Source organism: Pseudonocardia sp., from assembly GCF_035305885.1.
Taxonomy (GTDB): Bacteria; Actinomycetota; Actinomycetes; order Mycobacteriales; family Pseudonocardiaceae; genus Pseudonocardia.
The window spans coordinates 37,793-48,719 of record NZ_DATGOP010000018.1 but is presented as its reverse complement, the minus strand read 5'-3'; the positions used below and the strand labels follow the sequence as shown (position 1 = coordinate 48,719).

The window sequence follows — 10,927 nt, the reverse complement described above, 5'->3', positions numbered from 1 at the left end:
AAGGCGCCCCCACCGGCTGGCGGCTGCCCGTGCGCGAGGTCCGCGCCTCCGTCGGCGCCGGGTTCATCTACCCGATCTGCGGCGACATGCGCACCATGCCCGGCCTCGGCACCAACCCCGCCGCCCACCGCATCGACCTCGCCGCCAACGGCGAGATCGTCGGGCTGTCCTGAGGTGTCGTCTCCGGCCCACCCCGGCTACGCCGAGCAGACCGTCGCGGAGTTCCTCGCCGCGGTGGCGGCGCGGCGGTCGGCACCCAGCGGCGGCGCGGTCGCCGCGCTCACGGTCGCCGCGGCGGCGGGCCTGGTCGCGATGGCGGCCCGGTTCTCCTCCGCGGTCGAGGCGGAGGTGCCGGCGGCGGACGAGGCCGACGCCGTGCGGGCGGAGGCGACCGCGCTGGCCGACCGCGACTCGCTCGCCTACGGCGAGGTGCTCGCGGCCTTCCGCGCACCGCGCGACGACCCGGGCCGCCCGGCACGCATCCGGTCTGCGGTGGAACGGGCTGCGGACGTGCCGTTGCGCATCGCGGAGGCCGCGGCGCGCGTCGCCCGGACGGGGGAGGCGATCGCTGAGGGCGGCAACCCGAACCTCGCGGGCGACGTGCGCGCCGGGGTGGTGCTCGCCGAGGGTGCCGCGCGCGCCGCGGCGGAGCTGGTGCGGATCAACGTCGAGCTGGGCGGCCTCGACGCGGGGATCGCCGTCGCGGCGTCGCGGGCGGCGGCGGCCGCCCGCGAGACCGCGCAGCGGGTGCTGCCGATGGCGGAGGAGCGAGTGTGACCGCGGAACTGATCGACGGGCGGTCGTGCGCGGCGCGGCTGCGCGAGCAGGTCCAGGCGGATGTGCGCGAGCTGACCGCGCGCGGGGCCCGGCCGGGGCTCGCCACCGTGCTGGCGGGCGATTCCTATCCCGCGCGCGCCTACGAGCGGCGGGTGCGGGATCTCGCGGAGTCGCTCGGCTGCCGCTACTCGTGCGTCGCCCTGCCCGGCGACGCCGCCGAGGCCGACGTCGTCGCGGCGGTCGGCGGGCTGTGCGCGGACCCGCGCGTCTCGGGCGTGCTCGTGCTGCGGCCGCTGCCGCCGCAGGTGTCGGAGGCGGCGGTGTACCGGGCCCTCGACCCGCTCAAGGACATCGAAGCGGTGCACCCGGTGAACGCCGGGTTGCTCGCACTGGAGCGGCCGCGGTTCGTGCCGTCCACCCCGGCCTCGGTGTTCCACCTGCTCGACACGTACCTCTCCCGCGACGGCCGGGACCCGGGCGAGGTCTACCGGCGCAGCCGGGTGGTCGTGGTAGGCCGGTCGGCCAACGTCGGCAAGCCGGTGGTGTCGCTGGCGATGGCGCGCGGGGCGACCGTGGTCTCGTGCGACGTGCACAGCGCCCGGGCGGGGCTGCTGCGCGAGCACACCACTGCCGCGGACATCCTCGTCGTGGCCGCGGGTGTGCCGGGCCTGCTGCGCGGCGTGGACGTCAAGCCCGGGGTGATCGCCGTGGACGTCGGCATCAACGCGGTCCACGACGAGATGACCGGGGCCGTGCGGCTGGTGGGCGACCTCGACCACGACAGCGTCGCCCGCCGCGCCGCCGCGATCACCCCGGTGCCCGGTGGGGTCGGCCCGGTCACCTACACGTGGCTGCTGCGCAACACCGTGGCCGCGGCGCGGCTCGCGCTCGCGACGGACCCGGTTCGGCGGGCGAAGGGGCTCCCCGGGCCGGAACTGGATGTCAGGGAATTAGTGAGCGCATGAATTGCCCTGATGGAAATTTTTTGCCCCGATGAGGGACCAGATCCGCTGGTCAGTGCCGTCGTTGTGTCCGATTCTTTGGGCAACGATGTCTCCAAGAGGGGTGTACAGGCGCGCCGAGATCGGCCATGATGTAGGTCACACAGGGCAGTTCCGAGGTGCTGTGACCGCCCTGTCGACGTGCGCACTCGTGTCATCCGGATGCCGTCTCCGCCCACTGCAGCCCCGCGCCCCGCCGGGCGCCCCGGGCGCCGGGTCCCTGTGAGGAGTCGCCATGCTCGACAGCGACAAAGTTGTGCAGCTGCGCCAGGAGCACCGCAACCGGCAGGTGCGGTGGGGCTTCATCTGGGCCGTCTGGTGCGCGGTGCTCTGGGGTGCCTGGTACGTACCCGGCACCGTCATCTACTCCGAGGCTCCGTTCGTCGACCTCGCCGGCTCGACGGCCGACTACCTGCTCGCGGCCATGGTGATCACCACGCTCAACGCCGTGGCCGTGCTGCTGGCGATGTTCTTGTGGGTCGCCGTCCTCGGGAAGACGGGCGAGTACGTGCGCACGATGCGCCGCGTGCGCATCTCGCGCTGGTACGCGCCCGCCGGTCTCGCGGGGATGCTCGCGATCTTCGGGTCGATCCTCGCCATCGCCTACGTCGGCGCGGCGTTCGCCGCGGTCGCCGCGCTGCTCTACCCGATCGTCGGTGCCCTGCTGGCCCGGGTCTGGTACCACGAGCGCATCACCCGGCAGGCGGCGGTGGGCATCATCGTGATCATCACCGGAGGCGTGATCATCTTCGCGCCGGGCATCGCCGGTGAGCTGGCCGGGGCCGGCTCGGGTGGGCTGCTCGGTTACGTGGGCGGCGCGCTGGCGTTCGTCGGCTGGGGGATCGAGGGGGCCATCGCCGGGCGCGCGCTGGACGTCAGCGACCCCGACGTCGGCCTCACCCTGCGGTTCACCGCCGAGGTCGCGCTGTGGTTGGTGGTCGCCGTGCCGCTGACGGCGGCGCTCGCCGGCGCTCGGCTGTGGGAGGTCACGGGGGCGGCCCTGGCCAACCCGAACAACCTGCTGCTGCTCGTGCTGCTCGGGCTGACCTTCGGCTTCTGCTACGTGTCCTGGTACAAGTCGTTCCCGCTGATCGGCGTTGGGCGCGGCCAGGCGATCGCCGCGCTCTACGGGCCGCTCGCCCTGGTGTGGCTGTACCTGTTCACCCTCGAGGCGCCGGGCCTGCAGTTCGTCGTCGGCGGCCTGATCGCCGTGCTCGGCAGCTTCATCCTGTTCACCGAGAAGCGCGACGTGCTGGAGGTCGTCCGGGCGGTGCCCGCCACCCGGCCGCGGGCGGCCACGAGCTGAGGAGGTCGGCCGTGCACATCAAGGGACGGATGCTGCAGTTGCTCGCCGAGCGCGGACCGATGTGGGACTACGACATCGCCGATGAGGTGATGCGCGAGTACGGGGTCTCCGGCGACTACTGGTACGGCACGGTGCGCCTCACGCTCACCGACCTGTACTCAAGCGGGCTGCTCGACGAGGTCGAGACCGCGGTGGACCCGAGCCGGTCGGGCGGGGTCGAGAAGCTGCTGTTCAAGTTCACGCTCAACGAGTTCGGCCGCTCCCGCATGCGGCAGTCCGGACTGATCGGAGCAGGGAATGGATGAGTTCTTCGCCTACGGCGCTGGACCGGTGCTGATGGTCGTCCTGATGATCGGGCTGCCGCTCTTGGCCCTGTACCAGGCGCGCACGTTCGTCAAGCGGCTCTGAGGGCGGCCGGAGCATCCGAGTGAGGACGTGGGACAACCAGCCGTTCTGGGGCGTCGGGGCCGAGTGGGACCCGGACTGGCTGCTCAGCCCCCGCCAGCGCAGGCTCCGCGACACGCTCGTCGAGCTGTGCGAGCAGGAGATCCGCGGCAACGCCGAGCGCGTCGACGACGAGCTCCGGTTCCCGCGCCGCAACCTGGAGCTGCTCGGGGAGCACGGTTACCTCGCCCTCACCGTGCCCGAGGAGTACGGAGGGCTGGGCGGCGATCACACCGCGTTCGCGGTGGCCTGCGAAACGATCGCCCGCTACGGCTGCGCGTCCACCGCGATGTGCTACGTCATGCACGTCGTCGCCGTCCAGGCGATCATGCTGCGTCCCACCCCGTCGCTCGTCGACGATTACATCCGCCCGCTGTCGAAGGGGCGCATCGGCACGCTGTCCTACTCCGACCCGGCCAGCGGCGGGCACTTCTGGTACCCGATCTCCTCGAGCGCCGAGCGGGTGGACGGGGGCTTCCGCATCCGCAAGAAGTCGTCGTGGACCACCTCCGGCGGCTTCGCCGACTTCTACGTCGTGCAGACCACCAGCCCGGGGTTCACCAGCTACGACGACCTGTCGGTGTTCGTGGTCGACGCCGAGGACGTGCGCGCGCAGCCGTCCCTGTGGGACGCGCTGGGCCTGCGGGGCAACCAGTCCGGCCCCGTCGAGATCGACGCCGCCTTCGTGCCGACCGAGCACCTCGTCGGACCGCTCGGCGACGGCGCCGAGTCCAACGACGAGGTCGTCGATCCGTGGTTCCTCACCGGCTCCGCCGCGGTGTGGAACGGGATCGCGATGGGGGCGGTGGACATCGCCAAGCGGCACACGCTGGGCAAGGAGCACCGCGACACCGGACGGCGGGTGGCCGACTACCCCGTTGTGCAGGACTACATCGGCGAGTCCCTGATCGACACGAACGCCGCGCGCCTCACCGTTCTCGCCACGGCCGCGGCGCTCGACGAGGCCACCGACGGCAACCGGCGGGTGCTCGCCCCGGACGTCCGGGCCCGCGCGAACCACCTGCACTGGTGCTGGCAGGCCAAGTTCACCGCGGCGAAGAACGTCAGCGCCGTGGTGGACCGGATGCTGCACGCCTGCGGCGGATCGGGCTACCGACGCGACCTCGAGCTCGAGCGATACCTGCGCGACGGCAAGGCCGGGTGGGTGATGGGGCCGTCCAACGAGGTGCTCCGCCAGTTCGTGGCGCGCTCGGCGCTCTTCGGCTTCTCCGCCGTCGACTACAGGAACCGCACCGTCGACGAACGTGCCCTGCGCAACGAGACCGGGAAGCTCGATCCGGCAGCCAAGCGCGCTCTCGCCGCCCGACTGTTCGCCGAAGCCGAAGCGGCCGAGCAGACGCACGTCGCAGGAAGGGTGATGCGGACATGACACTCGCAATGCCGACGACGCCGACCCCACGGCTCGTGCTGCCCGGCCTGCTGCCCCGCGAGCCCGGCCTTGAGACGTACTGGGTGCGCCCCGGCGGGGTCACCGCGGTGCGCCTGGAGGGCGGGGACCGGCTCGACGTGGTCGACCGGCAGGGCCGGCAGCGCGCCGAGCTCACCGTGCTCGGGGCGGAGCACGTGCTCGGTGCCCGCCAGGACGCGCCGGCCACCACGCTGCGCGCGCTGGCCCACAGCGACGCCGACGGCGAGGGCGCGCGCGCTGTGCTCGCGGTGCTGGCCGAGCACGGCCTCGACCCGACGGAGGCGACCGCCGCCCAGCTGTTCGGCGAGTGGACCCCCGCGGGGGCGCGGGAGTCGTTCACGGCCACAGACCGCGCGGTGGTCCTCGTCGCGGCGCCGGCGGTGCCCATGGCGGTCGACGACGATGCCGCCAACCCGCCGTCCGACCTGCTGCTCGAGGTGCGACGGGCGGTGCTGCGACCGGCGGCCGAACCCCGCCTACCGGAACCGCTCGCCGAGCCGATCCTCGACATGCGCGTCGACGCGGCGACGGCGCGCAGCTACGAGGTGCGCGAAGGCCAGTACATCCAGATCATCGACGTCGAAGGCAGGCAGTGCTCGGACTTCCTGGCCTTCGGTGCCCGGCAGCTGCAGGAGGGCGTCGAGCGCGGGCTGGACTCCACCACCACCCGGTACCTGATGGGCAACGCCTATCCGCAGCCGGGCCTCCACGGGAAGTTCTACGACCAGGACGCCCAGCCGCTCGTGGAGGTCGTGCGCGACACGGTGGGCCGCCACGACACCTTCGGCCTCGCGTGCAACCCCAAGTACTACGAGGACATGGGCTACCCGGGGCACGTCAACTGCACCGACAACTTCAACGCCCAGCTCGCCCGCTACGGCGTGGCGCCCCGGAAGGGCTGGCCGGCGCTCAACCTCTTCTACAACACGATGTTCGACGACAACAACCTGCTCGTCTTCGACGAGCCCTGGTCGCGGCCGGGCGACTACGTCCTGCTGCGGGCGGCCACCGACTTGGTGTGCGCGTCGTCGGCGTGCCCGGACGACATCGACCCGTCGAACGCCTGGATCCCCACGGACGTCCACGTGCGGGTGTACGACTCGAGGAGGAAGTTCTCGATGGCCATCGCCCACCGGGTTACGCCGGATTCCGAGGCGACGCTGTCCCGGGAGACGGCCTTCCACGAACGGACCTCGGCGCTCACCCGTCAGTTCGTGGAGTACCGCGGCTACTGGCTGCCGAGCAGCTTCGACGGCCACGGCCCCCAGGAGGAGTACTGGGCCTGCCGGGAGCGCGCAGCGGTCATGGACCTGTCGCCCCTGCGCAAGTTCGAGGTGCTCGGCCCGGACGCCGAGGCGCTGCTGCAGGCCACCGTCACGCGCAACATCCGCAAGCTTTCCCAGGGTCAGGTCGTCTACTCGGCGATGTGCAACGAGACCGGCGGCATGATCGACGACTGCACGATCTTCCGCCTGGGCGACACGAACTTCCGGTTCGTCGGTGGCGACGAGTACGACGGCGTCTGGCTGCGCGAGCAGGCCCAGCGCCTCGGCCTGGACCGGGTGTGGGTCAAGAACTCCACCGACCAGCTGCACAACATCGCCGTGCAGGGCCCGGCCAGCCGCGACCTGCTGGCGCAGATCATCTGGACGCCGCCGACGCAGCCGCGGTTCACCGACCTGACCTGGTTCCGGTTCGCGATCGGACGCATCGGCGACCACAACGGGATCCCGCTGATCGTCTCGCGCACCGGGTACTCCGGTGAGCTGGGCTACGAGCTGTGGGTGCACCCGCGCGACGCCAACGCCTTGTGGGACGCGGTGTGGGAGGCGGGCCGCCCCTACGGGCTCACCCCGCTCGGGCTCGAGGCGCTCGACACCCTGCGCATCGAGGCCGGCCTGGTGTTCGCCGGCTACGACTTCTGCGACCAGACCGACCCGTTCGAGGCGGGCATCGGGTTCACGGTGCCGCTGAAGACGAAGGAGGACGACTTCGTCGGGCGCGAGGCGCTGCTCGAGCGGAAGGCCCACCCGCAGCGCACCCTCGTGGGGCTGGAGCTGGCCGGAAACGAGCCCGCCCAGCACGGCGACTGCGTCCACATCGGACGCTCCCAGGTGGGTGTGATCACAAGCGCCACCCGCTCGCCCATCCTCCGCAAGAACATCGCGCTGTGCCGCATCGCCGTCCAGCACGCGGAGATCGGCACCGAGGTTGAGGTCGGCAAGCTCGACGGCCACCGCAAGCGGATCCCGGCGCGCGTCGTCCGGTTCCCGTTCTACGACCCCGACAAGACCCGTCCGCGGTCCTGATCGATCACGCCGAAGCAGGAGGACACATGACACGCGTCGCCGTCATCGGTGCCGGTCCGAGCGGTCTGGCCCAGCTGCACGCCTTCGAAGAAGCCCGGCGCAACGGTGCACGGGTGCCCGAGATCGTCTGCTTCGAGAAGCAGAGCGACTGGGGCGGCCTGTGGAACTACACCTGGCGCACCGGGCTGGACGAGTACGGCGACCCGGTGCACGGGAGCATGTACCGCTACCTGTGGTCGAACGGGCCGAAGGAGTGCCTGGAGTTCGCCGACTACTCGTTCGACGAGCACTTCGGCAAGCCGATCCCGTCCTTCCCGCCGCGCGAGGTGCTGTTCGATTACATCACCGGCCGAGCCAAGAAGAGCAACATCCGCCAGCACATCCAGTTCGAGTCGGCCGTGCGGTGGATCAGCTTCGACTCAGCCCGCGGCGTGTTCCAAGTGACCGTCGAGTCCCGTCCGACCGCCTCCACCCGCGTCGAGGAGTTCGACCACGTCATCGTGGCCACCGGGCACTTCTCGACGCCGAACGTGCCCGAGTACCCCGGGTTCGCCACCTTCCCGGGTCGGGTGATGCACGCGCACGACTTCCGTGACGCCCAGGAGTTCGCCGGCAAGGACCTGCTGGTCCTGGGCAGCAGCTACTCGGCAGAGGACATCGCGCTGCAGTCGAAGAAGTACGGGGCGCGCTCCGTCACGATCTCATACCGCAACGCGCCGATGGGGTTCGACTGGCCCGAAGGCATCTGCGAGGTGCCGAGGCTCGACCGCGTGGAGGGCCGGACCGCGCACTTCGTGGACGGGAGCACGCGCACGGTGGATGCGATCGTGTTGTGCACGGGGTACCGCCACTGGTTCCCGTTCATCGAAGACAGCCTGCGGCTGCGCACCGACAACGTCCTGTACCCGCCGAACCTCTACAAGGGCGTCGTCTGGACCGGCAACCCGAAGTTGATGTACCTCGGGATGCAGGACCAGTACTACACGTTCACGATGTTCGACGCGCAGGCGTGGTTCGCCCGTGACGTCGTGCTCGGTCGGATCGAGCTGCCGTCGCGGGGGGAGATGGAGGCCGACATCGCGGCATGGCGCAAGCGCCAGGAGACCCTCGACGGCCCGGCGGCCGACATCGACTTCCAGACCGACTACATGCGCGACCTGCTGAGGGGCCTCGACTACCCGGAGTTCGACCTCGACCTCGCGCGCGAGCACTTCCACACCTGGGAGCACCACAAGGTCGAGAGCATCACCGGCTACCGGGACCGGTCCTTCTCCTCGCCGTGCACCGGGACGGTGGGTCCGGTGCACCACACGGCGTGGTGGGACGAGCTCGACGACTCGCTGGCCACCTTCCTGCGGACCGACTCCTGAGGTGCCGGCGCGCCGCGACCGACGGGGCGCGGCGCGCCGGTCAGAGCGCCGCGGCCAGCGCCTTCGCGCGTTCGACGAGCGGGTCGATCGCCGCCCGCATGGCGCGGGGGGTGAAACGGCTCGCCGGACCCTGCACACCGAGGGCGGCCACGAGCGTTCCGGTGCGGTCCAGCACCGGCACACCCACGGCGTTCAGCTCGTCCTCGCGTTCGCCGATCGCCTGGGCCCAGCCTCGCCGCCGCACCTGCTCGATCTCCCTGGCCAGCGCCTCGCGGTCGGTGATCGTGCGTTCGGTGTAAGCGGGTAGCTCCCCCTCGGGGAGCTGCCCGCCCCAGGCCAGCAGCACCTTCCCGACCGCGGTCGCGTGCGCCACGCTGTTGCGCCCGATCTGGGCGACGCTGCGCACCGAGTGCGCGCTGGGCACGAAGTCGATGGTGACCAGGTCGTGGACGGCGGGCAGGGAGAGCGTCGTGGTCTCGCCGGTGAGCGCGCTGAGCTCTTCGAGGAAGGGCCGGGCGAGCTGGCGCACGTCGAGGCTGTCGCGGGCGGCGTTGGCCAGCTGCATGATCCGGATGCCCAACCGGTAGCGACCGGTGGACGGCACGTGCTGCACCAGGCCCGCCGAGGTCAGCGTCGACAGGAGCCGCGAAATCGTACTGACGTTGATGCCGGTGCGGCGCGCGATCTCGTTCGTGCCGAGTTCGGTGCCCGCTTCCGCGAGCGCGTCCAGCACATCAATCGCGCGCTGAACCGATCCGACCTGTCGAGCCGCTGGTCGACCAGTGCGAGCCATAGTATCGTCACCTGTAGCTATGGAGATGGTATTGCCGAAAGGGCAATTGTGCCAGGCCCGGCTTGGGAGGCTGGGCAATGATGCCAGCGCTCGCAGGTCAGGCCCTCGGAGCGCGCCCGTCCCATGGCTGTCCGTCGTCCGATCGCGTCGTCCGGAGTGAGCCAGCATGAGCGACAACGCCCGCTACGTGATCATCGGTGCCGGAATCCACGGTCTGGCCACCGCCTGGAACCTCGCCCGTCGCCTTCGCGTGGCGGGCAAGGGCGGCGGCGAGGACGTCCTGGTGATCGACAAGTCGGGGATCGGGGCCGGCGCCTCGGGGGTGGCGTGCGGCGTCGTTCGCAACAACTACTTCCAACCGGCGATGCGCGAGTTGATGGCGCACTCCGTCGGTGTCTGGGAGTCCGACCCGGAGGCCTTCGCCTACCACGGGGTCGGCTACATCCAGATCGCTCCCGAGGTCATGCGGGCCGACATCGAGCAGATCTACGCCGAGCAGAAGGCCATCGGTTACGAGTCCGAGCTCGTGGTCGGCGAGAAGGCCTGCCGGGAATACATGACCGGGTTGTTTGCCGACTGGCAGGCCCCGGGGATCACGGCCGTCCTGCACGAGAAGCGCGGCGGCTACGCCCACAACCTGGCCTCGCTCAAGGGGCTCGCTGGCAAGGCCGAGGCCGAGGGCGTGCGGATCCGCACCGGCGTACGCGTGACCGGGTTCGACGTCGACGGCGGCGCCGTGACGGCCGTGCAGACCGACCAGGGCGCGATCCGATGCGAGGAGGTCGTGATCGCCGTCGGGCCCTGGATCCGCGACCTGTGGGCGATGCTGGACCTGCCCGAGCGCATCCCGGTCACCGGCCCGGACGGCACCGTGCACCCGGACCGTCCGATGTGGACCTACTGGGCGCTTCAGGAGGGCGTGCTCGACGTCGACCCCGGCGAGTTCCGCGACAACCGCGGCGAGATGCCGCCGGTGCTGCACGTCGACTCGGACCAGCCGCTCTACGACGACACCGACGGCAGCCTCATCACCGACCAGATGTGGGGCATCTACTACAAGCCCGACTTCTCCTTCGGTGGGGTGCAGGGCGGCGCCGCGCCTGTCCCGGTCGACCGGCCCGCTGCGGAGGTCGCGGTCGACCCCTACGGCCCCGCGAGCCCGGAGTTCACCGTGGGGCAGGACTTCGCGCGGATGTGGACCTCGGCGCTGGCACACTGCCACAAGCGGTTCGAGGGCAAGCGCGCGCTCTACCGCAACGAGCCCTCGGGCGGCCTCGGCGCCTTCACCCCCGACAGCTTCCCGATCTTCGACCGGTTCCGTGAGAACGCCTACGTGATCGCTGACTCCAACCACGGTTACAAGATGATCGGCATCGGGGAGCTCGTCGCCGGGGAGCTGCTCGGGGAGAAGAGCAAGCTGCTCGAGCCGTTCCGCTTCTCGCGCTACCAGACCGGTGAGCTGCACCCGACGAGCAACTCGCCGTTCCCCTGGAGCTGA

10 protein-coding genes are annotated in these 10,927 nt (G+C 71.0%); 9 read left to right on the top strand and 1 reads right to left on the bottom strand.

The features are described from left to right. The 8 genes from VKZ81_RS03035 to VKZ81_RS03000 form a co-directional block, all read left to right on the top strand. A partial coding sequence (locus tag VKZ81_RS03035; protein ID WP_324239836.1) for a formate--tetrahydrofolate ligase occupies positions 1-173 on the top strand: 173 nt, incomplete at its 5' end. Between the two features lies 1 nt (position 174). Further along, positions 175-777, top strand: a complete 603-nt coding sequence (locus VKZ81_RS03030; protein ID WP_324239834.1) for a cyclodeaminase/cyclohydrolase family protein — start codon at positions 175-177, stop codon at positions 775-777. Next, positions 774-1,742 (top strand): bifunctional 5,10-methylenetetrahydrofolate dehydrogenase/5,10-methenyltetrahydrofolate cyclohydrolase, encoded by a 969-nt coding sequence (locus tag VKZ81_RS03025; RefSeq protein WP_324239833.1) that lies wholly within the window; start codon positions 774-776, stop codon positions 1,740-1,742. The genes VKZ81_RS03030 and VKZ81_RS03025 overlap by 4 nt, the downstream gene beginning before the upstream one ends. Before the next feature lie 271 nt (positions 1,743-2,013). Beyond that, positions 2,014-3,084 (top strand): hypothetical protein, encoded by a 1,071-nt coding sequence (locus tag VKZ81_RS03020; protein WP_324239832.1) that lies wholly within the window; start codon positions 2,014-2,016, stop codon positions 3,082-3,084. Positions 3,085-3,095: 11 nt separating this feature from the next. Then, positions 3,096-3,389 carry a hypothetical protein gene (locus tag VKZ81_RS03015; RefSeq protein WP_324239831.1) on the top strand — a complete coding sequence of 98 codons (294 nt, stop codon included), beginning with the start codon at positions 3,096-3,098 and terminating at the stop codon, positions 3,387-3,389. Positions 3,390-3,511: 122 nt separating this feature from the next. Next, positions 3,512-4,918, top strand: coding sequence for an acyl-CoA dehydrogenase family protein (locus tag VKZ81_RS03010; RefSeq protein ID WP_324239830.1), 1,407 nt, complete (start codon positions 3,512-3,514; stop codon positions 4,916-4,918). Then, positions 4,915-7,266 (top strand): trimethylamine N-oxide demethylase, encoded by a 2,352-nt coding sequence (locus tag VKZ81_RS03005; protein WP_324239829.1) that lies wholly within the window; start codon positions 4,915-4,917, stop codon positions 7,264-7,266. The genes VKZ81_RS03010 and VKZ81_RS03005 overlap by 4 nt, the downstream gene beginning before the upstream one ends. Before the next feature lie 26 nt (positions 7,267-7,292). Further along, positions 7,293-8,636 carry a trimethylamine monooxygenase gene (locus VKZ81_RS03000; RefSeq protein WP_324239828.1) on the top strand — a complete coding sequence of 448 codons (1,344 nt, stop codon included), beginning with the start codon at positions 7,293-7,295 and terminating at the stop codon, positions 8,634-8,636. A gap of 40 nt (positions 8,637-8,676) precedes the next feature. Here VKZ81_RS03000 and VKZ81_RS02995 read toward each other — a convergent pair whose 3' ends face one another. Then, positions 8,677-9,429 (bottom strand): IclR family transcriptional regulator, encoded by a 753-nt coding sequence (locus VKZ81_RS02995; RefSeq protein WP_324239827.1) that lies wholly within the window; start codon positions 9,427-9,429, stop codon positions 8,677-8,679. A 166-nt stretch (positions 9,430-9,595) separates the two neighbouring features. Between VKZ81_RS02995 and VKZ81_RS02990 the strand changes: the two genes are divergently transcribed. After that, positions 9,596-10,927 carry an NAD(P)/FAD-dependent oxidoreductase gene (locus VKZ81_RS02990; protein ID WP_324239826.1) on the top strand — a complete coding sequence of 444 codons (1,332 nt, stop codon included), beginning with the start codon at positions 9,596-9,598 and terminating at the stop codon, positions 10,925-10,927.